This is a genomic window from Streptomyces sp. NBC_00258 (assembly GCF_036182465.1).
In the GTDB taxonomy this organism is placed as follows: Bacteria; Actinomycetota; Actinomycetes; order Streptomycetales; family Streptomycetaceae; genus Streptomyces.
This window is the reverse complement of sequence record NZ_CP108081.1, coordinates 5,720,641-5,744,482: the sequence shown is the minus strand read 5'-3', so window position 1 is coordinate 5,744,482 and position 23,842 is coordinate 5,720,641. Positions and strand designations below refer to the sequence as shown.

The following is a 23,842-nucleotide window of genomic DNA, read 5'->3' as shown; positions in this document are numbered from 1 at the left end:
CTGCCGCCCCCGGAGACAGCCGTCACGACCTGTGCTGCGTGGCACCGGGTTGTGGGGACCCGGTAGCGTGAACCGACGATTCCGAAGGTCCCCCATTCGTAGGAGTCCCGGTGACGCACAACGGACAGGGCGACGAGCCCTCGGCGCAGCCCGCGCGCGAAGGCATCGTGCTGCCGTCCGACGGCGGCGAGCCCCTCCTGCCGGGCCAGACGGGCGACCGCGCCATCCCGGCGGGCGGTCAGGCCTGGGACCAGCCGTGGGGTCCGGGACCCGCCCCGGGGACCTCTCAGGAGCCCGGGCAGGGTTGGACGCCGACCGGTGAATGGGGTAATGCGGGCCAGGGTCAGGACCAGGGTGCGCAGGCGCCCGGCTGGGGCGCGCAGCACGCGGGTCAGGGCGGGGCCGCTCCGGCTTCGGGAGCCCCGGCCCAGGACGCGCCCCCGCAGATTTCGAGTTGGACCGCCCAGGCCCCGGACGCGGGAGCACAGCCGTCGGGCTGGGGCGCGACCGCTTCGGGACCGGAAGGCCAGGGAGGCCCGGGAGCCCAGGCTCCGGGCTGGGACGGGTCGGCTCCGGGCTCCGGTCCGCAGGGCGGTTACGCCGGCCAGCAGTCGCAGTACGCAGAACCGACGGCCCAGTACGGGACACAGGGCACGGCCGGCGGCCCGTGGGGCGGCCAGCAGGCGCCGAACGGCGGCGGCCAGATTCCGCCGCAGACCGCCGGAGCGGGCTCCATGCCGCAGCAGGGGGCAAACGCCGGGACACCTCTCCCGCACGAGGGAGCGCCGACCAACGGGTACGGCGCCCCGCAGGCTCCGGGCCCGTACGCACCCGGGAACGCACAGGCACACGCACAAGGCCCCGCCGGGTCACAGGCGCCGGGTGCTTACGGCTACCCGCAGGCCCACGGCGGCCAGGCGGCGCCCCAGCCTCCCGCGGGCCACGCGGCACCGCAGCCGCAGGGCGGCCCCGCCGGGTCGCAGACACCGGGTGGCTACGGCTACCCGCAGGCTCCCGGTGGCCAGATGCCCGCGCCGTACGCCCCCGGCGGCCAGACTGCCGCGCCGCTGCCGCCCGTTGGTGCCGGTGCGGGCGCCGGTGCGCTGCCGCCCGTCGCCGCCATGGACGAGGGCGCGACCCAGTACCTGCCGCCGGTCCCCGCCGCGCCGTCCGTCGACGAGGGCGCCACACAGCTCCTTCCCCCGGTGGGCCCCGGAGCGCTGCCGCCCGAGATGCCCGCCGCGGGGGCGGCCCCCACGGCGATGTCCTCCGAATCCACGCGGTACCTCGGCCGGGTCCGGCCGGACGGGCCGGGACCGGCGTCCGGAGGCAACGGCGCCGGACCCCTGCCTCCCGCCGTCGACCCCGACGCCCAGCCCACGCAGTTCATCGCGCCCGTACCGGCCCAGCCCGGCGCGGCGCAGTACGGGATACGCCCGGGCGTGCCCGAGGACCGGCAGCAGCAGCCGCCGGCCGAGTTCGACAACCTCTTCCGGGCCGACGCCGGAGGCTCCACGCAGCAGTTGCCCCGAGTCGACCAGCCGCGAGCGAGACAGGGCGCCCCGGCCGGCTTCGGCTCCCCGAACCGTCCCGCCGCCCCGGGTGCCCCCGGCGGCCCGGGCGCGCCCGAGGGTCGCGGCGCACGCCGAGGCGCGGCGGACGGTGACAACGGCCGCGGCGGCCGCCCCCGTTCCCGTGTGCCCGTGATCGCCGCGGTCGGCGTGGGCATCGCCGTACTCGGCATCGGCGCGGGTGCCCTGCTCAGTGGCGGCGGGGGCGACAAGGGCGACGACAACAAGACGGTGGCGGCCACCGCGCCCGCCACGGACGAGTCGGCCTCCGCGTCCGCCGACCCGGCCAAGGAGCAGGCTGTGGCCCTGGACAAGCTCCTGGCGGACAGCGGCGACAGCCGCGACTCGGTGGTCAAGGCCGTCGGCAACGTACGCAAGTGCGCCGACCTCGGCCAGGCGGCCACCGACCTGCGCAACGCGGCCAAGCAGCGCGACGGCCTGGTCACCAGCCTCGCGGACCTCTCGGTCGACAAGCTGCCGAACCACGCGCAGCTGACCGCCGCGCTCAACAGCGCCTGGAAGGCCTCTTCCGCGGCGGACACCCACTATGCGGCCTGGGCCGACCAGACCGCGGGCAAGAAGGGCTGCCGCAAGGGCCAGGCCCGCAACACGGGTCAGACCGCGGCGGGCAACCGGGAGAGCGGCACCGCGACCACACAGAAGGCCAAGGCCGCGAAGCTGTGGAACTCCATCGCCCAGACCTACGGACTGACGGAGCGCCAGCCCGGCCAGCTGTGACCGGCGCGGCCGACCACCGCCCTGGCGGGTGCCGGCGCCCGGTGGGTGCCGGCCGGTGTCAGGACGCTTCCGTGTCCTCCAGCACCTTGGACACGTTCACGAACCCCTTGCGGGCCGAGACCAGTTGGCCCTTGCGCACCACCTGGAACGACACGTCCGAGTTGACCAGCCGGGGGAAGCCGCTCGCCGCGGTGAGATCGTCGAAGCTCCAGCTGAGCGTCGGTGTCAGCCCGCCCGTGTTGATCTTCAGGCCGTCGTCGAGCGTCCGCCTGAGCGTCCGAGAGGACACCTCGCCGTCGCCCAGCGACTCGACGGCCTTCTTCAGCACCGTGTAGGCGACCCAGGTCGTCTGCACCCCGGGGTCGGACTCGTCGATCCGGTTGTCGCCGAAGGCCTCCTCGCGGATGACCGCGCGCATCGGCTTCCACCGCTTGTCGCGCGACGCCGGGTACCAGCCGGTGACGTACGAGCCCTCGTACGCGCTGCCCGTCGCGTCGATCACCGACTGGTCGACGCTGCCCAGCACGGACGCCGTCCGCACCGTCGGGTACGCCTCGCGGGCACGCCGGAACGAGTCCATGAAGGTGTCCGTGCGGTCCCCGAGCGCGGGCACCACACATCCCTCCTCCGTCGGATCCGCCGTGACCCGCCGCAGGGCCTGGTCGGCGTGGTTCGAGTACTCCGTGGCGTCCTCGGCGGCCCGCTGGTCGACGGCGGCCGAATGCCCCTCGGCGCTCAGGCCGGAGTCGAGCAGGACGGGCAGCTCGTCGCCGGCGATCGTGTCGGGGCGTACGAGGGTGACGGGGCCGCAGTTCTTGGCGAGCTGCTGTCCGAGGCCGGCCAGGAGGGCGGGCTGGCCGCCGTTGACCGGGTAGGAGAGCGGGCTGGTGAACTCGTCGTCGGTGACGCCGTACCCGCCGAGATACGGGATGCCGGCGGCTTCCAGCGGGGAGAAGAAGGAGCGGGCGTGCTGGCTGTACGAGCCGACGACCGCGACGACGTTCTCGTCGACCGCGCGGCGGGCGCAGTTGGCGGCGGACACCGTGTCGTTGTGGTCGTTGCAGGTGAGGACGTTGAGCTTGCGGCCGTTGATGCCGCCCTTGGAGTTGATCCAGCGCGCGTACGCCAGCGCCATGGCGGGCATGCCCGGCTTGTTGGTCGCCTTGGTCTCCTCGGGTGCCCACGTCATGACCGTGATCGGGTCGTCCCCGGAACCCCCCGTGGTACCGGGGACGACACCGCATCCGACGGCTATCGACGCACACGCCGCCAACGCGCCCGCGGACAGCGCTCTGGCCTTGGCGGGACGATGGTGGGCGGGGAGGAAGGTGCGGGTGCGTCGCCTGCCGGTCATGGACACGCACGATTCCGTCACATCGCTACGGCCGGTGTGACCCACGGTCAACGCTCGGTGACCAGAAGGTGAACACCGGGGTGCGGGGTGGGGCGAATCGGCGAGAACGTACGATCGGTGACCGTGCAAGGTTCGGAGAACTCTTCCCGTCGCGGGCGTCGCTCATCCACCATGGGCGGCATGCCACTGAACGACATGCCGTGGTGGCGCTGGCGCAGCAATGTGCGCTCCGCGCTGCACATGCTTTCCGACACCGAGTTCCAGCGAGGGGTCTGGCTCGCGGGGGTCGACGGGTACGGGGATGTTACCGACGCCGTCTATCGCCTCGTCGAGGACACCTGGCTGGACAACTGGTCCGCCGAGAAATACGTGGGGACGATCTTCCGGGACTCGCAGGAGGCGGCGCTCGTCGATTCCGCCGTGCTTCGGGTGCTGCGGATCATGCATCAGGTGGGGCCTGATGCCGCTGTCTCCGTCTATCTCGAACATCAAGGGTGGCCGGAGGCCGTGCGGGCCGCCCGGGATGCGCACGTTCGGATGGCGGCGAGCGACGGGGAGGATCCCGATGTGCCGCCTCGGACGCTTGAGATTCTGCGGATCATGACTCGGTCGGCTTGAGGTCCGGCCTGGCTGAGGTCTGGTTGTACGTGCGGCACCGTGGGGGCTTGTCGCGCCGTTCCCCGCGCCCCTGGCGGGGCTCGGCCCTCAGTCCGATGGGCGGGACGTGTCGTTGGGTGCGGCTCGACTTATGGGACCCTGGCGGGCATGAACGAGCAGTCCGTGTCCGAGCAGTACGTCCTTACGCTCTCCTGTCCTGACAAGCAGGGCATCGTGCACGCCGTGTCGAGTTATCTCTTCATGACCGGGTGCAACATCGAGGACAGTCAGCAGTTCGGTGACCATGACACGGGGCTGTTCTTCATGCGGGTCCACTTCTCGGCGGAGTCGCCGGTGACGGTGGAAAAGCTGCGGGCCAGCTTCGCGGCGATCGGTGACTCCTTCCAGATGGAGTGGCAGATCCACCGGGCCGAGGACAGGATGCGGGTCGTGCTGATGGTCAGCAAGTTCGGGCACTGCCTGAACGATCTGCTGTTCCGGGCGCGGATCGGGGCGCTTCCCGTCGAGATTGCGGCTGTGGTCTCCAATCACACGGAGTTTGCTGAACTTGTGGCTTCGTATGATGTGCCTTTTCATCATATTCCGGTCACCAAGGACAACAAGGCGCAGGCCGAGGCGCAGTTGCTGGAGCTGGTGCGGGAGCAGGGCGTCGAGCTGGTCGTGCTCGCGCGGTACATGCAGGTGCTCTCCGATGATCTCTGCAAGCAGTTGAGCGGGCGGATCATCAACATCCATCACTCGTTCCTGCCGAGCTTCAAGGGCGCGAAGCCGTACCACCAGGCGCACGTTCGCGGTGTGAAGCTGATCGGTGCCACCGCGCACTATGTGACTGCCGATCTTGATGAGGGGCCGATCATCGAGCAGGAGGTCGAGCGGGTGGGGCACCAGGTCACGCCGGAGCAGCTTGTCGCTGTGGGGCGTGATGTGGAGTGTCAGGCGCTCGCCCGGGCCGTGAAGTGGCATGCGGAGCGGCGGATTCTGTTGAACGGGCGGCGGACCGTCGTCTTCGACTGAAGCCGGCCGTCGTTTTCGGCTGAGGTGCGTCGCGGCTGTCTCGTCGTGAGGGAGCGGGCCGTGCCGGTACGTCGAGTCCGCCGCGGCGGGGTGTACGGCTGTTGGCTTTCGAGGAGGACCGTTCCCGGAGGAGCCGTATGCGGCGGACTTTCGACGTACCGGCACGGCCCGCTCCCGTGCGTGGGGCGGGCGCGGGCCGGGGGGCTTGCGCGCTACATGCGGCTCAGTGACGCTGCTGCGAAGAGGACGTCTCTGATCGCCTCGCGGTCTCCTAGCTGGCCCGCCGCTGCTTCCTCGGGTGGCACGTGGCCTGCGGCCAGTTGGCAGAACTCGACGCCGTCCAGGGCTATGTGTGCCACCTCGTGGTCGGGGGAGGGCAGGGCGGCGGGGGAGTCCAGGGGGATGAGCCATTCGCCGCCGCCCACGCCCTCGATCTCCAGGCGGAGGCTGCGGCCTGGGGTGCCGGCCGGGACCAGGTGGCGGGTCTGGCCGGGGGCGGCGAGGCCGGCCTGGCGGCGGGCGGCCAGGGCCGTGGGGAGCATACGGGCGCCCAGGTCGATCATGGCGTGCAGGTGGCGGGGCGACGGCGGTTCGTAGGGGTAGTCGACCGCCTCGGCGATGTCTCCCGCGTGGACCCAGGTCTCGAAGGCGCGGTCCAGCATCGAGTCCCGCAGGGGGAGTTCGAAGGCGCCGTATGAGACCGGGAGGCGGCCGGAGCCGCCGCCCGCGAAGGCGACCGTGCGGACGAGGTTGTGGGCCTGCTCGCGCCAGGGGGCTCGTACGGAACGGGTGGGCGGGAAGTGCGAGGTGGTCCAGAAGGCTTCTGTGCGGGCCGCGGGGGTGGGGGTCTCTGCGGGGGCTTCCAGGGGGTCGTCCAGGCCCAGGGTCAGGGCTACCAGGCCGTCCACGGTCAGGAGGTGGGCGATCACGCCCGCGACGGTGGTGCGGCGGCTGGTCTGTTCGTCGCCCTCGAACCAGCGCAGGCGTACGGGAGCGTGCCACTCCGCGTCGCCGATGTCCTGCAGGAGTGCGTCCAGGCGGGCCGTCTCCGCGTCGTACGGAGTTGCCCATTCGGGGACCGGGATGCGGGGCGGGCGGCGGTCCAGGCAACTCTCCAGGACGCGGGTGCGGAGGGTGGGGTCCAGGTCGAGGCTCTCCGGCGGGTGCAGGAGGCCCACCGCGTCGCGCAGGCGCAGGGCCTCGTCCGCGCACGCGCCGCAGGTGCCCAGGTGGTCCTCGACGGCCGCCGCTTCCTCGGGCGAGCAGGCGGCCAGGGCCCAGGCTCCGAGCAGGGCCTTCAGCACCCGGTGTTCGAGGAAGAGGGGGGCCGGGGCCGGCTCGGGGAGCGGGAGGCCCGTGTCCTCGACGGACGAGCGTGGCATGGGTATGCGCGGGGGTTCGTCGGGGGCGCGGGAGGTGCTGGGCTCGGGGGGTTCCGGGCCCGACGGTCCGCCCGGGCCGTTCTCCGGGGGCGGGGTGTCCTTGTGGGGGCCCGCCCGGCCGTTGTGGTCCTCCGGGTCCGGCTGCTCGCCGTAACTGTCGTGCGCCTCGATGCCCCTCATCGGGCACCCCCGGACCGGCCCGTGTCGTGGGCCGTGGACAGGAGCTGGAGGCCCAGGCGCAGCCGGCGGCGGGCCTCGTCCTCGGTGACGCCGAGGTCGGCGGCGGTCTGGCGGTAGTCGCGGCGCTGGAAGTAGGCGAGTTCCAGGGCCGCGCGCAGCGGGGCGGGCATCGACGTGACGATGTAGTCGGCGCGGGCGGCCACCGAGGCGCGGCGGACCTTGCGCTCCAGCTCCTCGGTGCTGCCCGAGCCGTCGTGGGCGAGCGCCGCGGTCTCCGTCGCGCGCAGACGCTGCACGGCGAGGCGGTGGGTCAGCGTGGCGACCCAGGAACGCAGGGGGCCCTGTTTGGGGTCGTACGCCTCGGGGTTCTCCCAGACATGGGCGAAGACCTCGCGTGTGACGCCGTCGGCGGCCCGGTCGTCTCCGAGCACGCGATGGGCGAGGCCGTGCACGAGCGAAGCGAATCGGTCGTAGAACTCACCGAGCGCGGCCGCCTCCCCGCGTGCGAGCCGCTGCTGCATCTTGCGGTCCCAGCGGGGCGGCGCGTCCTTCTTGGTCATGCGGGCCCCTCACCCCCGGTCGTGCGGTGCGCCTGTCCCTGTGTCCACCGGATTCTCCTCTCCGGCTTCCTCCCGAATGTAGTCGGCACCCCTGACAACGCACGCCCCTTTGTGGCAATGCGCGCCCCTCGCGGAGCTGCGGATGGTAGTGCCCCGATCACGCTGTGCGTGCGGCTCCTCACGGTGTGCGTGTGTCTGCCGTGGCTTGGCCCGATCAGGATCGACCGTACTAGACCGTTCTCGACCGAAACAGCCCAACTGGGGCACGCTTCGATTCTGCATCCGGTGTTTCATGGAGTGAGGGTGGGGCAGCCGCGCACCAGGGAAATGACAGGACCACTTCCGGTTCCGTTTCCGGGTCCGACGTCGTCGGACCGTCAGGGTCCAACAACGTCGAGCGAGGGGCAGGCGCGTGACGCTCAGGGTGACCGACGGCGAGCAGCGCGGCTGGGTCGTGCTCCGGGTGTCGGGCGAGATGGATCTGGTGACGTCACCGGTGCTGCGGCAGCGCGTGCACGACGCCGTGGCCGACGGGCGGCACAGCGTTGTCCTCGATCTCTCCGGAGTCCTGTTCTGCGACTCCAGTGGTGTGGGGGTGCTGATCGCGACCCGGCGGCTCCTCCGCTCCTGTCAGGGGCGCCTCCGCTTGATCCTTCCCGCGCAGGGCGCCGTGGACGGATCCCACGTCAACAGGGTGCTGGGTGCCCTCGGTGTGCGCCGGCTCTTCGACGTGTATCCCGATGTCGACGCCGCCGTCGACGACGAACCGGATTCCCTGTCGGCGTGATTCGCGTCACGTGCGGGTCGTGTGGAGGGGAAGATCGTCCCGTAACTCCGCGACACGGTTGTCGCGGTATTTCCCCGGTCTTGGCACAAGCGTCGTTTTCCCGCTCCCCGAGGGCCCCGGTCGTCGTACGCTCCCTGCCAGACGTACCCACGTGATGTAAGGCGGCCCGAAAAGACATGGTCAGCACCGAGTACGAGCGAAAGATCGCCGCCCGGTTCGCCACCTTCGATCAGGACGGCAACGGCTATATCGACCGCGAGGACTTCAACGCGGCGACCAAGGCGCTGCTCGCCGAGTTCGGCACGACGGCCCGGTCCGACAAGGGCCAGGCCCTCTACATCGGCGCGGAGGCCTTCTGGCAGGGCATGGCCGGAATAGCGGACCGGGACGGCGACCAGCGGATCACCCGCGAGGAGTTCGTGGGCGGCGCGGTGAAGCGGCTGCGGGACAACCCCGACCGCTTCGCCGAGATCGCCCGCCCCTTCCTGGACGCGGCGCTCGCCATCGCGGACGGCGACGGGGACACGGCGGCGACCGTCGACGAGATCGCGCGGGCCCTCAAGGCCCTCGGCGCGCCCGAGACCGTCGCCACCGCCGCGGCCGGTGCGCTCGACACGGAAGCCGACGGCCGGGTCACCGAGCCGGAGATCGTGAGCGCCTTCGCCCGCTACTTCACGGTGCCCGAATAGCGTTCCCTGAGCTTGTACTTGAGCACCTTCCGCAGGGTCTCGTTGCGCGGAAGGGCGTCCACCACCTCCAGCTGCTCCGGCAGCTTGTGCACGGACAGCCCTTCCGCGCGTAGGTAGTCGGCTGCGGCGGAGAGGGTCAACCGAGGGGCGTCAGGCGGCTGTTCGATCACCGCGCAGACCCGCTCGCCGCGTTCGGGGTCCGGCAGGCCTATCACCGCTACGTCGCCGACCGCCGGGTGGCGGTGCAGCAGGTCCTCTATCTCCTTCGCCGAGATGTTCTCTCCCTTGCGGATGATGACGTCCTTCAGACGGCCCGTCAGGACGAGATGGCCGGAGGGTGTGAGGCGGCCGAGGTCTCCCGTGATCAGGAAACCGTCCTCGTCGAAGGCCTGCGCCGTCTGGGCCGGGTCCAGATAGCCCTGGCAGACGGCCTCTCCGCGCAGGCGTACCTCTCCGTCCACGATCCGGATCTCCATGCCCTCCGGGGGCCTTCCCTCGGTCGTCGCGAGGTTGTCCACCGAGTCGTCGGGCGAGCCCATCGTGATCATCGGGACCTCGGTCATGCCGTATCCGTGGGTCAGCTGGACGCCCATCTCCCGTACGACGGCGTGGTGGATCTCGGGCGGCTTCGGTGCGCCGCCGCCCGCGAGGAGGCGCAGGGTGGGGATGAGTCTGCTGTCCGGCTGCTTGCGCTGTTCGGCCAGGAACATCGAGTAGAACGCCGTCGAGCCGCCCGCCACCGTCACCCCGTGCTTGCGATAGCCCTCCAGGGCGTCCGGCAGCGCGAACTTCTCGAAGAGGACCGCCGGGAACCCGTACAGCAGCAGCATGACCAGGTAGTCGGGGCCGCCTATGTGCGCGAAGGGGAACGCGATCGAGCCGATGTCGTCGGCCGACAGATGCAGCGCGTGGGCCAGGCAGGAGCCGCCGGCGATCAGCGAACGGTCCGTGTGCAGTACGCCCTTGGGGTCGGACGTCGTCCCCGAGGTCCAGTAGATCCAGCGCACGTCCGTGCCGGTGGTTGGGGGCGGGGGGAGGGCGGATGGGTTCCCTTCGGGTAGGGAGTCGTACGCCTCGAAGATGCCGGGTGCTTCTATGCGTTCGGCCATCGCCGTGTGGTCGAAGCCGCGCCACTCGCCCGGTACGGCGAAATGAGCGGCCCCCGACTCCCGTACGGCGAAGGCGACTTCGCGGTCCCGGTAGAAGGGGATCACCGGGGACTGGACCGCCCCGAGCCGGGCCAGGGCCATCGCGAGCAGGACCGTCTCGATGCGGGTCGGCAACTGCCAGGCGACCACCGTGCCGGGGCGTACGCCCAGGTCGTGGAGGCCGGCCGCGGTCCGCTCCGCGCCCGCGCGCAGCTCCTCGAAGGTGAGCGTGCGGTCGTCCTGGAGGAGGACGGGGCGGTCGGGGGTGAGCGCGGCGCGGCGCTCGACGAGTTCCCAGAAGGTGCGGGAGGCGCCCAGTGCGTGTGCGGTGTCCGTCGTCATGGCCCGTACTCCTCACAGCTGACGGGTAGTCAGATTGGCTGGAGAGCGTAGGGCTCGGTGCCTTGTCGGTCCAGGGGTGCGGGGCTAGCCTTCTAGGGGACCTGTAGCTGACGGTCCGTCAGATACCCGCAGTTGGCCCGGCGGAGGGGACCCATGACCGAACTGCCCCGCATCATCAGCGTCGACGACCATGTGATCGAGCCCGCGAACCTCTTCGAGACCTGGCTGCCGAAGAAGTACCAGGACCGCGGCCCCAAGCCGCTGACGGCCGGGATCGGTGAACTCGCCTATGTGGCGGGCAAGTACCAGATCACGATGGACCCGGACGGGCCGCCGACCGACTGGTGGATCTACGAGGACCTGAAGTTCCCGTACAAGCGCAACATCGCCGCCGTCGGCTTCGACCGGGATGAAATGACGCTTGAAGGAATCACGCGCGCGGAGATGCGGCCCGGCTGCTGGGACCCCGTCGAGCGGCTCAAGGACATGGACGCGAACCACGTAGAGGGTTCGCTCTGCTTCCCGACCTTCCCGCGGTTCTGCGGGCAGACCTTCGCCGAGGCGCACGACAAGGAGGTCGCGCTGGCCTGCGTGCGCGCGTACAACGACTTCATGGTCGAGGAGTGGTGCGGAGGCAGCGGGGGGCGGCTGATCCCGCTGTGCATCATTCCGCTCTGGGACATCGACCTCGCGGTCGCCGAGATCCGGCACAACGCCGCCCGGGGCGTGCGGGCCGTGACCTTCTCCGAGATCCCGACCCATCTGGGGCTGCCGTCCATCCACTCCGGCTACTGGGACCCGTTCTTCGCGGTCTGCCAGGAGACCGGCACGGTCGTCAACATGCACATCGGCAGCAGCAGCCAGATGCCCGCCGCCTCCCCGGACGCCCCGCCCGCCGTCCAGGCCTCGCTCAGTTTCAACAACGCCATGGCCTCGATGATGGACTTCCTGTTCAGCGGCGTGCTCGTGAAGTTCCCGCAGCTCAAACTGGCCTACTCCGAAGGGCAGATGGGCTGGATCCCGTACGCCCTGGAGCGCGCCGACGACGTGTGGGAGGAGCACCGGGCCTGGGGCGGGGTCAGGGACCTGATCCCCGAGCCGCCGTCCACCTACTACTACCGGCAGATCTTCTGCTGCTTCTTCCGCGACAAGCACGGCGTCGCGTCGCTGGACGTGGTGGGCCGGGACAACGCGACCTTCGAGACCGACTACCCGCACGTCGACTCGACCTTCCCGCACACCAAGGAGGTCGCCCTCGACCACATGAAGGGCCTCGACGACGAGACCGTCTACAAGCTGATGCGCGGCAACGCCATCCGCATGCTCGGCCTGGACCTCGACAAGTAATGGACCTCTCCTACACGCCCGAGGAGGAGGAGTTCCGGGCGCGGCTGCGGGAGTGGCTCGCGAAGGCCCTTCCCGGGCTGCCCCCGAAGCCCTCGCCCGACGACTGGCCCGGCAGGCGCGCGTACGACCTCGGATGGCAGCGCATGCTGTACGACGCCGGGTACGCGGGGCTCCACTGGCCCGCAGACGCGGGGGGCCGCGGGGCCACGCCCACGCAGCACCTGATCTTCCTGGAGGAGACGGAGAAGGCGGGCGCGCCCTACGTGGGGGCCAATTTCGTCGGGCTGCTGCACGCCGGGCCCACCATCGCGGCCGAGGGGAGCGCCGAACAGCGGGCGCGCTGGCTGCCCCCCGTGCTGCGCGGCGAGGAGGTGTGGTGCCAGGGGTTCAGCGAGCCGGACGCCGGCTCGGACCTCGCGGCACTGCGCACGCGCGCGCGGCGGGACGGCGACGACTACGTGGTGAGCGGTTCCAAGATCTGGACCTCCCACGCGGAAGTCGCCGACTGGTGCGAGCTGTTGGTGCGGACGGATGCGAAGGCGCCCAAGCACCGGGGGATTTCGTGGCTCGCGATGCCGATGGACGCGCCAGGGATCACGGTACGTCCACTGCGTACGCTCGCCGGTTCGACCGAGTTCGCGGAAGTGTTCCTCGACGACGTGCGGGTGCCCGTCGCCAACCGGGTCGGTGAGGAGAACGACGGCTGGCGCGTGACCATGGTGACGCTGTCGTTCGAGCGCGGTACGGCCTTCGTGGGCGAGGTGGTGGCCTGCCGCCGCGTCCTCGGCGAACTCGCGCGCGAGGCACGGAAGAACGGCCGCTGGGACGACGCGGTCCTGCGCCGCCGGCTTGGTCGGCTGAATGCCGAGTTCCGTGCGCTCTGGCGGCTCACTCAGTGGAACGTGAGCGAGTCGGAGCGGTCGGGCGGAGTGCCGGGCGTCGGGGGTTCGGTTTTCAAACTGAGGTACTCGCGCGCGCGGCAGGATTTGTACGACGCGGCCGCTGATGTCCTCGGGGCCGAGGCGCTCGACCTGGACAGCCGGTGGACATTGGACCGGCTGTCCTCCCTCTCGTACACCATCGCGGCCGGGACCTCGCAGATCCAGCGGAACATCGTGGCCGAACGGATCCTGGGCCTCCCGAAGGGGCGATGACCGTATGGATTTCCAACTCACTGATGATCAACGGGCGTTGCGGGCGGGCGTGCGTGAACTGCTGGCCCGGCGCTTCGGGCGGGAGCAGCTGCGGGCCGCCGTGGACGCGCCCGGGCTCGACCGTGCGCTCTGGCGGGAGTTGGGCGAGGCGGGCTTCTTCGCGCTGCGGCTGCCCGAGACGGAGGGCGGGGTCGGACTGGGACTCCCGGAGGCGGTGCTTGCCTTCGAGGAGGCCGGCCGGGTCCTGCTGACCGGACCGCTCGTGGCCACGCACCTCGCGGCCGGCGAGGTCCCCGGAGCGGCCACCGGCGAGAGCGTCGTCGCGGCCGTGGACGGCACGCTCGTCGAGTGGCTGGACGCGGCCGACGTCGTACGCGGAGACGTGACGGGGGCCGTCGCGATGCGCTCGGCGGACCCGCTCACTCCGCTGCACCGGGTACCCAGGGCCGCGCCGCCCGACCCGGTGGCCGCGCTGCTGACAGCCGCCGAGCAGTTGGGCTCCGCCTCCCGCACCTGCGAACTGGCCGTGCAACACGCCCGGACCCGTGAGCAGTTCGGGCAGCCGATCGGGGCCTTCCAGGCGGTGAAACACCTGTGCTCCGAGATGCTGGTGCGGGTGGAGGTGGCGCGTGGTGCGGTGTACGCGGCCGCCGTCACGGCCGATCCGCTCGATATCGCGGCCGCCGGGCTGCTGGCCGACGAGGCCGCCGAGTGCGGCGCCCGCGACTGCCTCCAGGTGCACGGCGGCATGGGCTTCACGTGGGAGTCGGACGTGCACCTTCACCTCAAACGTGCCTGGTTGCGGGCCCGTCGCGGGCAGAGCGCGGCCGAGGCCGAGGAAGCGCTCGCGGAGGATCTGGTGGCCGTCGCACCAGGGCCCCGGACGTGAACTGTGCACGATCATTGCCGTCGATCGTGGCATGACGGAACGGACTCGAACGGACGGATGTCACTGAACGTGGCATACCGGAATTACCGAGCGTTGATATCGGGTTGTGTCCTATGCGTGACTCGTCACGGCCTGGAGTCGGAGCTGTGCTCCGGTACCTTGTGTGGGATGCGAGTGGTTCTGAGGCCGGGCCATCACGGTGTTGCCCCTGAGGCAGCTCCGGATCCGGCGATGCGCACCGCTCGCGAGGCAGGAAGCAGGACCGTTCCTGCCTGTTCGACTCCCCGTGACGAGCGTCGCACAGTATGCCGCACGCGTACTCCTTCGCGCTGGAATATGCCCGAAGCGCTTGTTGGGGTGACTGTACGTCAACCATGCTGTCTCCTAAGGGAATCACGTTCCGTGAACCCTTTTCTGACCACGATCGTGGCCCTTGCGAGGCGCGAGGCGATGTGTCCGCCGGTTCGGATGGTGTGAGCGGTGCAGGTGCTTCAAGTGCAGCTGGAGATCCGGCCCGACCCCGCAGAGGTGGGGCGGGCCCGGAGGTGGGCCCGTTCGCGGCTCGCGGGGTCCGGGATAGAGGCCGATGAGCCGCTTGCCGAGACGCTGATCCTGCTCGTCTCCGAGCTGGTCACCAACGCGGTGGTGCACACCGGCCGTCCGGCCGTGCTGCGACTGTCGCTGCCGAGTCTCGCGACCGGGCCCACCGCCGGGGAGCGGGCCGTGGCGGAGGCCGTGGCCACCGTCCGCCTGGAGGTGCTCGACGCCAGCGCCCGCGCTCCGCGTCCGCGGTGCGCGGACGGCGACGACACCAACGGCCGTGGCCTGGCGCTCGTCGACGGCCTCGCCGACCGCTGGGGCTGGAGCAGCGAGGGCGCCGGCAAGCGCATCTGGTGCGAGGTGGACCGCTGTTCGGCGACGGCGGCGACCGCGGTGACGTGCGACGCGACTCCGGCTGCTTACGAGGATCTGGCGTTCGAGGTGGTCTGAGCGGGCCGCCGCCCCTTCGGGGGCGAGCGGGGCCGTGCCCCTTCAGGGGCGCGGGACGGTGACATCGGCGGCTCCGCCGCGGGGCGCGACCAGCCCCCAGTGACCCGCACATGGCATCCGGACCTCCAGACGGAGCACAGAAGCACGGGGCCCGCGCCTCACTTGCCCCGTGCTGCCCGATGCGCCGTACCGTGCTTCCGCCCGCGACAGCACAAAGAGGGGCGTAAGCCGTGAATCCCCGAACAGGTGTTGACGATTCGTGTCCGTTTGATCACGCTTGTGGTCAGCGATTCGCCGTGAGGGGACGGTGAGGGTTCCGGTGACGGGAGCCCTTGGCGAGCGTGGGTCGCGATCGGCGTCGGCTCCTCCAGGGTCGGGAGCAGGGCGGGTACGCCGGAGCCGGATGGCGGCGCGCGGTGTCGTGCTCGGGGTGAGGTGGGGTCCCTCCCGCCCGGGCGCGGCGGAGTGTGGGGGGAAGCGCGCCGCCAGCCGACCCTCGGCCGGCGGAGTCGGCAGAGTCGACAGGGTGCCTCAGAGGATCGCCACGGGCGCCACGGGGGTTCCCGTGGCGCCGACGAACGGTTCGGGCATCGCCGACAGCAGGAACGCATGGCGGCCAAGTTCTCCACAGGCTGTGGACAACTCTTCGAGATTCCAGTTCTGGCCTTGAAGCATGCCCATTTCGACCAGATCGAGGGCGTGTACGGGAAGCCACAAGTCCTCTATTTCGGGCGGAAATATCTCAAAGGTGAGAGTGTCGTTCGCGACGGCGGCCACATCGCGTGCGTGGAACCACTCCGGGGTACGGACGGACAGACCGGGCGACGGGAACGCGTACGCGTGTTTGTCGCCCGCCAGATAGAGCTGGACCTGGCCGGTGCGTACGAGGACGATGTCGCCCGCGCGGACCTTCGTCCCGGCCAGTTCCTCGGCCGCTTCGAGGTCCTCCGGGGTCACCGCGTGGCCGCCGTCGAGGCGGTCCTTGCCGAGCGCGCGGGCCACGTCCAGGAGGATGCCACGCGAGACGATGTGACGGGGCTTGTCGATGCCGCTGAACTCGGCGCCGCCGTGGGCCGTGACGGTGGTCGCGGGACGGCCGTTGTAGATCTTCCCCGAGTGCGAGACATGGGTGAGCGCGTCCCAGTGGGTGGCCGCCTGGAGGCCCATGGTCACGGCGTCGTCGCTGCACGCGACCGTGCCGGGCCCGAACAGCTCCTGGTTGATCTGCACCATCGCGTGCAGCGGGTTGACCCGGCCCGGGATCATCCCGGTCTGTACGCCGTCCTCCCTGAGCGGGAGTGCGAGCGGGACGCGACGGCCCGTACGAACCGTCGCGGCGGCCTCGCGCACGACCTCGTCGGTGATCAGGTTCAGCGTGCCTGTCTCGTCGTCGGCGCCCCAACGCCCCCAGTTGTTCACGCGCTTGGCGATCTCGTGGAACTCGGCCGGCATCGACATGAGTGCTCCCCGGGGCTTGTCTCCAGGTATCTGACGGGTCGTAGAATCTGAGTCGAATCTAACGGACCGTCAGAAACTGCGGGAAGGGGCCGGGGCGTGGGGAACTTCTTGGCAGGCAAGGTCGTCGCCGTGACAGGGGCAGGCCGGGGCATCGGACGCGCGGTCGCGCTGGCGGCCGCGGCCGACGGCGCACGGGTCGTCGTCAACGACTACGGGGTGTCCATCGAGGGCGCGGAACCGACCAGCGAGATCGCCGAAGCCGTGGTCAAGGAGATCGAGGCGGCAGGCGGGGACGCCATCGCCGTCGCCGACGACATCTCGACGATGGCGGGCGGACAGCGGGTCGTCGACACGGCACTGGAGACGTACGGGCGCATCGACGGAGTCGTGTGCGTGGCCGGGATCCTCCGCGAGCGGATGCTCTTCAACATGTCCGAGGAGGAGTGGGATCCGGTCCTCGCCACCCATCTGAAGGGCACGTTCACCGTCTTCAGGGCCGCGTCCGCCATCATGCGGCGGCAGGGTTCCGGGACGCTCATCGGCTTCACCAGCGGCAACCACCAGGGGTCCGTCTCCCAGGCCAACTACAGCGCCGCGAAGGGCGGGATCATCTCGCTCGTGCGGAGCGCCGCGCTGGGGCTCCACAAGTACGGGGTCACCGCGAACGCGGTCGCGCCCGTCGCGCGTACGCGTATGTCCGCCAACGTGCCGATGGAGCTGAAGGAGATCGGCGAGCCCGAGGACGTGGCCGCGCTCGTGGTGTACCTGCTGTCCGAGCGGGCGCGGGAGGCGCGTATCACCGGGCAGGTCTACACGATCGCCGGGCCGAAGATCGCGGTGTGGGCGCAGCCGAGGGAACTCCGTTCGGGGTACGCGGAGGGGTCCTGGACGCCGGAGCGGATCGCGGACTTCTTGCCGGGGACCGTGGGGACGGATCCCATGCCATTGCTCGAGCAGGTGGAGGAGATGGCTCGGGCGGCGCGTTCGAAGAAGGCGCCGTAGGGGCTGGGCTGGTCGGTGGGTGCGGGTTGGCTGTGGCTGGTCGCGCAGTTCCCCGCGCCCCTGTCGGGGCGGTGGGAGGACACCTTGGATTTCGGGTTCACGCAGGAGGACGCGGCATTTCGGAGCGAGGCGCGTGCCTGGCTGGCCGAGCACGTTCCGGGAGCCGGTGAACGCGGAGCCTGGGAACGGACACTCGGTGAAGCCGGATGGATCGGGCTCGGGTGGGCCGAGGGAGGGTACGGGAATCGGCCGGCCGGGCTCAGTCAGCAGGTTGCCTGGGCCGAGGAGTATGCCCGGTCCCGGGCCCCCGCGCGGACCGGGCACATCGGCGAGAACCTTCTTGCCCCCACCCTCATCGCCCACGGCAGTGACGAGCAGAAGTCCCGGTTCCTGCCCGCGATCGCGTCCGGTGACGAGCTCTGGTGTCAGGGGTACAGCGAGCCGGGGGCCGGGTCGGACCTCGCGGGGATTCGTACGGAGGCCGTGCGGGACGGCGACGCGGGCGTGTACCGGGTCACCGGGCAGAAGATCTGGACCTCGCTCGCCCATGAGGCGGACTGGTGCTTTGTGCTGGCGCGTACGGAGTCGGGGTCGCGGCGGCATCACGGGCTGAGTTTTCTGCTCGTACCGATGGATCAGCCGGGTCGGATCGAGGTTCGGCCGATTCGTCAGATGACGGGGACGAGCGAGTTCAACGAGGTCTTCTTCGACGGTGCGCACGCACGCGTGGAGCACGTCGTCGGGGGCGAGGGGAACGGGTGGCAGGTCGCGATGAGCCTGCTCGGCTTCGAGCGGGGTGTCTCCACGCTCGCCCAGCAGATCGGCTTCGCCCAGGAGTTGGGGCGGGTCGTGGAGGCGGCCGTCTCGACGGGCGCGGTCGACGATCCCGTCGTACGGGACTGTCTCGTGCGCCAGTGGGCCGAGTTGCGTGTCATGCGGTGGAACGCGCTGCGGACGCTGGGGAGTTCGGCGGACCAGGGTGCTCCCAGTGTGTCCAAGCTGCTGTGGGGGCGGTGGCATCAGCGGCTCGGGGAACTGGCGATGCGGGTGCGGGGCGCGGGGGCGGCGGTGGGGCCCGCGGACTGGTCGGCCTCGGCGCCCTACGAACTCGACGCGCTGCAGCACCTGTTCCTGTTCAGCCGGGCCGACACGATCTACGGCGGTTCGGACGAGGTTCAGCGCACGATCATCGCCGAGCGCGTGCTCGGCCTTCCCAGGGAACCGAAGGGTTGAGGTGGGCGCGATGCGGCGTGTGAGGGGTGCGACATGCGGGGTGTGATCTTCGACGGCAAGCAGACCCAGGTGGTCGACGACCTGGAGATACGGGAGCCGGGGCCGGGCGAGGTGCTGGTGGCGATCTCGGCGGCGGGGCTGTGCCACAGCGATCTCTCTGTGGTGGACGGGACCATACCTTTCCCCGTACCCGTGGTGCTCGGCCATGAGGGCGCGGGGGTCGTGGAGGCGGTGGGTGTGGGCGTCACCCACGTCCAGCCCGGAGACCATGTCTCCCTTTCCACACTCGCGAACTGCGGTACGTGCGCGGAGTGCGACCGGGGGCGGCCCACCATGTGCCGCAAGGCCATCGGGATGCCGCAGCGGCCGTTCACGCGGGCGGGGCAGTCGCTGTACCAGTTCGCTTCCAACTCCGCCTTCGCGGAACGGACGTTGGTGAAGGCCGTGCAGGCCGTGCGGATTCCCAAGGACATTCCGATGTCCTCCGCCGCCCTGATCGGGTGCGGGGTGCTGACGGGGGTCGGGGCCGTGCTCAACCGGGCGCGGGTGGACCGCGGGGACAGCGTGGTCGTCATCGGTACCGGTGGGATCGGGCTCAATGTGATCCAGGGGGCGCGGATCGCCGGGGCGCTGACGGTGGTCGCGGTCGATTCCAACCCGGCGAAGGAGGGGGTGGCCCGGCGGTTCGGGGCGACGCACTTTCTGTCTTCGACGGAGGGGGTGCGGGAGGTTCTTCCCACCGGGGCCGATCATGCCTTCGAGTGTGTGGGGCGGGTGGAGCTGGTCCGGCAGGCCGTCGATCTGCTCGACCGGCATGGGCAGGCGGTTCTGCTCGGCGTTCCGGCGGCTACGGCCGAGGCGTCCTTCCTTGTCTCGTCGATGTACTTGGACAAGTCGATTCTTGGGTGTCGGTACGGGTCGTCCCGGCCGCAGCGGGATATCGCGTTGTACGCGGAGTTGTATCGCGAGGGGCGGTTGTTGCTGGACGAGTTGGTGACGGAGACGTATCCGGTGGAGGACTTCGAGAAGGCCGCGGCCGATGCGGGGGCCGGGCGGGTTGCCCGGGCTGTCCTCACCTTCTGAGCCGCGTCGGCGTGTCACCGGAGGGACTTCGCCCCCGCCGCCCCTACCCAATCCCGTCACTTACTCAGGGGCTCCGCCCCCGAACCCTCGCTCCTCAGACGCCGGAGGGGCTAAAAGATTGCGCAGTTCCCCGCGCCCCTAAAAGGGGCGCGACCAGCCAACGCGAACCGGTTGGTCAGCGGAAGGTTCGGCGGTAGGTCGTGGGGGTTACGCCGAGGGTGGATTGGAGGTGTTGGCGCATTGACTGGGGGGTGCCGAAGCCTGAGGCGTGGGCGATCTGGTCGATCGAGAGGTCGGTGGATTCCAGCAGGTGGCGGGCGCGTTCGACGCGTTGCTGGGTGAGCCACTGGCCGGCGCTGATGCCGGCCTCCTCGCGGAAACGGCGGGTGAAGGTGCGCACCGACATGGACTCCTGCTCGGCCATGTCCCGCAACTGGATCGGCTCGTGCAGACGCGCCAGCGCCCAGGCACGGGCGGCGGTCGTGGACGCCAACTGGGGCTCGGGAACGGGCCGTTGGATGTACTGCGCCTGCCCGCCGTCCCGGTGCGGCGGCACGACCGTACGCCGGGCCACGTCGTTGGCGACCGCCGTACCGTGATCGCGGCGCACGATGTGGATGCACAGGTCGATCCCGGCCGCGACCCCGGCGGACGTCAGCACGTCGCCGTCGTCGATGAACAGCACGTCCGCGTCCACCCGCACCTTCGGGAAGATGCGCTGGAAGTGCTCGGCGGACGCCCAGTGCGTGGTCGCCGGGCGGCCGTCGAGATATCCGGCGGCGGCGAGCACGTACCCGCCCGTGCAGATGGAGACGAGCCGGGTGCCCGGCCGGATCAGAGCGAGGGCCGCGGCCAGCTCGTCCGTGAGCACGCCCTCGGAGTGCACCGGGCCGAGCTCGTACGAGGCGGGAATGACGACGGTGTCGGCGGTGGCCAGGGCCTCCGGGCCGTTCTCCACGAGGATGGAGAAGTCCGCCTCCGCCTCGACCCGGCCGGGCGGCCTGATCGAGCAGGTCACCACCTCGTACAGCTTGCGGCCCTCCGCGTCCTTGGCGCGGCCGAAGATCCGCTGCGGGATGCCCAGCTCGAAGGGGAGGAGGCCGTCCAGGGCGAGGACGACCACGCGATGGCGACGGACGGGAGTGCGCGTACCCATGGCCCGATTCTAGCGAATGCTGTCCTTCTGGCCACTCGTTCGGAGAGTCCGCAGGCCGGAAGCTCTATGACGTGACACAGACAACCGATGCCGCAGGCGTGGACGCGGTCGCGGACGGATCCGCGGCCGTAGAGGGGCCCGGGGCCGTCGAGCAGGCCGGGGGCGGCAAGCGCCGTCGGCGGATACACCGGGCCTGGTTCGTCGCCGCCGTGACGTTCGTGACGATCATCGGGGCCGCGGCCTTCCGATCGCTGCCGGGGCTGCTGATCGACCCGCTGCACCAGGAGTTCCACTGGTCGCGCGGCACGATCGGGCTCGCGGTCTCCGTCAACCTCGCGCTGTACGGGCTCACGGCCCCGTTCGCCGCCGCGCTGATGGACCGGTTCGGCATCCGCCGGGTCGTCGCGGTGGCCCTGATCGTGATCGCTGTCGGTTCCGGTGCGACGGTGTGGATGACGACCGCGTGGCAGCTGCTGCTGTGCTGGGGCCTGCTGGTCGGGCTCGGATCGGGCTCGATGGCACTGGCCTTCGCCGCCACCGTCACCAACCGCTGGTTCACCGAGCGGCGCGGCCTGGTCACGGGCATCCTCACCGCGGCCTCCGCCTCCGGCCAGCTGATCTTCCTGCCCGTCCTCTCCTGGATCGTCGAGGAGCACGACTGGCGCCCGGCCGCTGTGACCGTCGCCCTGGCGGCCCTCGCGGTCGTCCCCTTCGTCTGGCTGCTGCTGCGCGACCACCCGGCGGACGTGGGCCTGAAGCCCTACGGGGCAACGGAGTTCGTCGAGAAACCGCCACCCGTGCCCGGCGCGGCACGACGGACGGTGAAGGTCCTCTTCTCGGCCGCGCGCACGGGCCCGTTCTGGCTGCTCGCCGGCACGTTCGCGATCTGCGGGGCGTCGACCAACGGCCTGATCCAGACGCACTTCGTGCCCGCCTCCCACGACCACGGCATGCCGATCACGGCCGCCGCGTCGCTCCTCGCGGTCATCGGTGTCTTCGACGTCATCGGCACGATCGCCTCCGGCTGGTTCACGGACCGCTTCGACCCGCGCCGCCTGCTGGCGGTCTACTACGCCCTGCGCGGCATCTCGCTCCTCTTCCTCCCCCTTCTGCTGGCCCCCTCGGTCCACCCGCCGATGATCTTCTTCATCATCTTCTACGGCCTCGACTGGGTCGCCACGGTCCCGCCCACCATCGCCCTGTGCCGCGAGCACTACGGCGACGACAGCGCCATCGTCTTCGGCTGGGTCCTCGCCTCCCACCAGGTCGGCGCCGCCCTCGTCGCCTTCCTCGGCGGCGTCGCCCGCGACACCTTCGGCTCGTACGACGTCATGTGGTACGCCTCGGGCGCGCTGTGCGCCGCGGCGGCGCTGATGGCACTGGTGATCCGGCGACGGCCGGTGGCGGCGCGGACGGCACTCGCCTGAACGAGTACGGGGCCGGTGCGCGGCCTCAGTCGGTGAGCCGGCCGAACCGCCCGCGATGGAACAGCAAGGGCATGCCGTCACCGTCCGCCGTGCCCAGGGCGTCCACCCTGCCGACCACGATCAGGTGGTCGCCGCCCGTGTGGACGGCGTGGATCGTGCAGTCGATCCAGGCGGGGGCGCCGGCGAGGCGCGGTGACCCCGACACCGGGGCCGGGTCGTGGGCGACCCCCGCGAACTTGTCGGCGCCGCTCACCGCGAAGCCTCGGCACAGGTCGCCCTGGTGGGCGCCCAGGATGTTGACGCAGAAGACGCCCGCGCGGGCGATGCGGGGCCAGGTCGTCGACGTACGCCCGACCATGAACGCGATCAGCGGCGGGTCGAGGGACAGGGCGGAGAAGGACTGGCAGGCGAAGCCGGCCGGGCCCGCGGGCTCGTCCTCGCCGCCGCCCGCCGGTGCGGTCACGACGGTCACGCCCGTGGCGAAGTTGCCCAGTACGCGGCGGAATTCGGCCGGGTCGATCGGTGCGCGCTCGTCGTCGCCGACCGCTCGCAGGTCCGGGCGTGGGAGCGGTTCGACCCGGCCCGTGGTGTTCGGGGCTCCGGCCGACCTGAGGTAGCGGACGGCCGCGGCGGCCATCCCTGCGTGTCCCATCACATCGCCCATTGAAGCTGACGGAGTGTCAGATTGGAAGGGGTGCGCACCCCTGCTCGCCGACGGCATCGCGGGCTCAGCGGCCGTGGAACTCCGGTCCCCTGCGCTCCACGAACGACGTCACTCCCTCCTGTGCGTCCGCCGTCGTCATGTTGATCTCCTGCGCGGTGGCCTCGGCGGTGAGGGCGGTCGACCGGTCGGTGTCCAGGGACGCGTTCACCAGTTGCTTGGTGAGGGCGATCGAGCGGGTGGGGCCGGTGGCGAGGCGTTCGGCCCAGGTGCGGGCCGTCTTCTCCAGTTCCTCGTCCGGCACGACGCGGTTGACGAGTCCGAGGCGTTCCGCGTCCGCGGCGGTCAGGGCGTCGCCGAAGAACATCAGCTCCTTCGCGCGCTGCGGGCCTATCAGGCGGGGGAGGAGGTAGGCGCCGGCGCCGTCCGGGACCAGGCCGCGCCGTACGAACACCTCTATGAACCGTGCCGATTCGGCGGCTATGACCAGGTCGCAGGCGTAGGCGAGGTGGGCGCCTATGCCGGCCGCGGTGCCGTTCACCGCGGCGATCACCGGTTTCTCGCAGTCGAGGACCGCCGTGATCAGGCGTTGGGCGCCTCGGCGGATGACTCGGGCCACGTCTCCGGCTACGCGGTCGCCTGCCGGCGGGCCGCCGCGGAGGTCTGCGCCCGCGCAGAATCCGCGGCCTGTTGCCGTGACGACCACCGCCCGTACGGACGGGTCCGCGGAGGCTTCCTCGAACAGGTCGATCAGGTGGTCGCGTTGGTCGGGGGTGAGGGCGTTCATGGCTTCGGGGCGGTTGAGGGTGATCCATGAGACGTGGTCGGTGGTGGTGTGGAGTATCAAGGGGTGGTCCGATCCGGTCGTGGGTGAGTGCGGGCCGGTGGGGGCTGGTCGCGCAGTTCCCCGCGCCCCTGGGGGTGGGGGCGGTTGTCTGTCGACTTGCGGTCGTCGTGGGCTGGTCACGCCGTTCCTCGCGCCCCTGAAAGACGCGCCTGCCGTGTGTTGTCGGGTCGGGGCCGCGACGGGGCATCCGATCGCAGCTGTGTCGTCCTCTG

General features: G+C 70.9%; 21 protein-coding genes. 13 read left to right on the top strand and 8 right to left on the bottom strand.

The window, feature by feature from the left end; translation table 11 throughout:
* Positions 1 to 110: 110 nt before the first annotated feature.
* Positions 111 to 2,309 (top strand): hypothetical protein, encoded by a 2,199-nt coding sequence (locus OG718_RS25415; protein ID WP_143639772.1) that lies wholly within the window; start codon positions 111 to 113, stop codon positions 2,307 to 2,309.
* Between the two features lie 58 nt (positions 2,310 to 2,367).
* On the opposite strand, the gene OG718_RS25410 is transcribed toward OG718_RS25415, so the two are convergent.
* On the bottom strand, positions 2,368 to 3,663 hold the full coding sequence (locus OG718_RS25410) for an ABC transporter substrate-binding protein (RefSeq protein ID WP_143639774.1): 1,296 nt from the start codon (positions 3,661 to 3,663) through the stop codon (positions 2,368 to 2,370).
* Positions 3,664 to 3,780: 117 nt separating this feature from the next.
* Here OG718_RS25410 and OG718_RS25405 point away from each other — a divergent pair, with 117 nt between their 5' ends.
* Both OG718_RS25405 and purU read left to right on the top strand, forming a co-directional pair.
* Positions 3,781 to 4,281 (top strand): SCO4402 family protein, encoded by a 501-nt coding sequence (locus OG718_RS25405; protein WP_143639775.1) that lies wholly within the window; start codon positions 3,781 to 3,783, stop codon positions 4,279 to 4,281.
* 147 nt (positions 4,282 to 4,428) lie between these two features.
* Positions 4,429 to 5,295 carry a formyltetrahydrofolate deformylase gene (purU, locus tag OG718_RS25400; protein WP_143639777.1) on the top strand — a complete coding sequence of 289 codons (867 nt, stop codon included), beginning with the start codon at positions 4,429 to 4,431 and terminating at the stop codon, positions 5,293 to 5,295.
* A gap of 212 nt (positions 5,296 to 5,507) precedes the next feature.
* Here the strand turns inward: purU and OG718_RS25395 are convergent, their stop codons facing one another.
* Positions 5,508 to 6,857, bottom strand: a complete 1,350-nt coding sequence (locus OG718_RS25395; RefSeq protein WP_143639778.1) for a zf-HC2 domain-containing protein — start codon at positions 6,855 to 6,857, stop codon at positions 5,508 to 5,510.
* Positions 6,854 to 7,417: a sigma-70 family RNA polymerase sigma factor gene (locus OG718_RS25390; protein ID WP_143639780.1), complete on the bottom strand. Its 564-nt coding sequence runs from the start codon at positions 7,415 to 7,417 to the stop codon at positions 6,854 to 6,856. The genes OG718_RS25395 and OG718_RS25390 overlap by 4 nt, the downstream gene beginning before the upstream one ends.
* Before the next feature lie 412 nt (positions 7,418 to 7,829).
* On the opposite strand from OG718_RS25390, the gene OG718_RS25385 reads away from it, so the two are divergent.
* Together OG718_RS25385 and OG718_RS25380 are read left to right on the top strand one after the other, a co-directional pair.
* Positions 7,830 to 8,204 (top strand): STAS domain-containing protein, encoded by a 375-nt coding sequence (locus OG718_RS25385; RefSeq protein ID WP_143639781.1) that lies wholly within the window; start codon positions 7,830 to 7,832, stop codon positions 8,202 to 8,204.
* 176 nt (positions 8,205 to 8,380) lie between these two features.
* Positions 8,381 to 8,893, top strand: coding sequence for an EF-hand domain-containing protein (locus OG718_RS25380; protein ID WP_328845249.1), 513 nt, complete (start codon positions 8,381 to 8,383; stop codon positions 8,891 to 8,893).
* Here OG718_RS25380 and OG718_RS25375 read toward each other — a convergent pair.
* Positions 8,872 to 10,383 (bottom strand): class I adenylate-forming enzyme family protein, encoded by a 1,512-nt coding sequence (locus OG718_RS25375; RefSeq protein WP_306938658.1) that lies wholly within the window; start codon positions 10,381 to 10,383, stop codon positions 8,872 to 8,874. The genes OG718_RS25380 and OG718_RS25375 overlap by 22 nt on opposite strands.
* A gap of 153 nt (positions 10,384 to 10,536) precedes the next feature.
* Between OG718_RS25375 and OG718_RS25370 the strand changes: the two genes are divergently transcribed.
* From OG718_RS25370 to OG718_RS25355, 4 genes are all read left to right on the top strand, one after another.
* Complete coding sequence (locus OG718_RS25370; RefSeq protein WP_143639786.1) at positions 10,537 to 11,730, top strand: amidohydrolase family protein; 1,194 nt, start codon at positions 10,537 to 10,539, stop codon at positions 11,728 to 11,730.
* Positions 11,730 to 12,884, top strand: a complete 1,155-nt coding sequence (locus OG718_RS25365) for an acyl-CoA dehydrogenase (RefSeq protein WP_143639788.1) — start codon at positions 11,730 to 11,732, stop codon at positions 12,882 to 12,884. Before OG718_RS25370 ends, OG718_RS25365 begins: the two co-directional genes overlap by 1 nt.
* A gap of 4 nt (positions 12,885 to 12,888) precedes the next feature.
* Positions 12,889 to 13,773, top strand: a complete 885-nt coding sequence (locus tag OG718_RS25360; RefSeq protein WP_328845248.1) for an acyl-CoA dehydrogenase family protein — start codon at positions 12,889 to 12,891, stop codon at positions 13,771 to 13,773.
* Between the two features lie 495 nt (positions 13,774 to 14,268).
* Positions 14,269 to 14,763 (top strand): ATP-binding protein, encoded by a 495-nt coding sequence (locus tag OG718_RS25355; RefSeq protein WP_186001273.1) that lies wholly within the window; start codon positions 14,269 to 14,271, stop codon positions 14,761 to 14,763.
* Between the two features lie 531 nt (positions 14,764 to 15,294).
* Here OG718_RS25355 and OG718_RS25350 read toward each other — a convergent pair.
* Positions 15,295 to 16,221: a cyclase family protein gene (locus OG718_RS25350; RefSeq protein WP_328845247.1), complete on the bottom strand. Its 927-nt coding sequence runs from the start codon at positions 16,219 to 16,221 to the stop codon at positions 15,295 to 15,297.
* Positions 16,222 to 16,317: 96 nt separating this feature from the next.
* On the opposite strand from OG718_RS25350, the gene OG718_RS25345 reads away from it, so the two are divergent.
* From OG718_RS25345 to OG718_RS25335, 3 genes are all read left to right on the top strand, one after another.
* Positions 16,318 to 17,223 carry an SDR family NAD(P)-dependent oxidoreductase gene (locus tag OG718_RS25345; RefSeq protein ID WP_328845246.1) on the top strand — a complete coding sequence of 302 codons (906 nt, stop codon included), beginning with the start codon at positions 16,318 to 16,320 and terminating at the stop codon, positions 17,221 to 17,223.
* An 84-nt stretch (positions 17,224 to 17,307) separates the two neighbouring features.
* Positions 17,308 to 18,456: an acyl-CoA dehydrogenase family protein gene (locus tag OG718_RS25340; protein ID WP_143639799.1), complete on the top strand. Its 1,149-nt coding sequence runs from the start codon at positions 17,308 to 17,310 to the stop codon at positions 18,454 to 18,456.
* Positions 18,457 to 18,489: 33 nt separating this feature from the next.
* Positions 18,490 to 19,539, top strand: a complete 1,050-nt coding sequence (locus OG718_RS25335; protein ID WP_143639801.1) for a Zn-dependent alcohol dehydrogenase — start codon at positions 18,490 to 18,492, stop codon at positions 19,537 to 19,539.
* 175 nt (positions 19,540 to 19,714) lie between these two features.
* Here the strand turns inward: OG718_RS25335 and OG718_RS25330 are convergent, their stop codons facing one another.
* A complete protein-coding gene (locus tag OG718_RS25330) occupies positions 19,715 to 20,695 on the bottom strand; it encodes a GlxA family transcriptional regulator (RefSeq protein ID WP_143639803.1) in 981 nt (326 codons plus the stop codon).
* Between the two features lie 182 nt (positions 20,696 to 20,877).
* On the opposite strand from OG718_RS25330, the gene OG718_RS25325 reads away from it, so the two are divergent.
* Positions 20,878 to 22,122 (top strand): MFS transporter, encoded by a 1,245-nt coding sequence (locus OG718_RS25325; protein ID WP_260695370.1) that lies wholly within the window; start codon positions 20,878 to 20,880, stop codon positions 22,120 to 22,122.
* A 25-nt stretch (positions 22,123 to 22,147) separates the two neighbouring features.
* Here OG718_RS25325 and OG718_RS25320 read toward each other — a convergent pair whose 3' ends face one another.
* Both OG718_RS25320 and OG718_RS25315 read right to left on the bottom strand, forming a co-directional pair.
* Positions 22,148 to 22,774 (bottom strand): flavin reductase family protein, encoded by a 627-nt coding sequence (locus OG718_RS25320; protein ID WP_143639805.1) that lies wholly within the window; start codon positions 22,772 to 22,774, stop codon positions 22,148 to 22,150.
* Between the two features lie 76 nt (positions 22,775 to 22,850).
* Positions 22,851 to 23,630 (bottom strand): enoyl-CoA hydratase/isomerase family protein, encoded by a 780-nt coding sequence (locus tag OG718_RS25315; RefSeq protein WP_143639807.1) that lies wholly within the window; start codon positions 23,628 to 23,630, stop codon positions 22,851 to 22,853.
* Between the last annotated feature and the right edge of the window lie 212 nt (positions 23,631 to 23,842).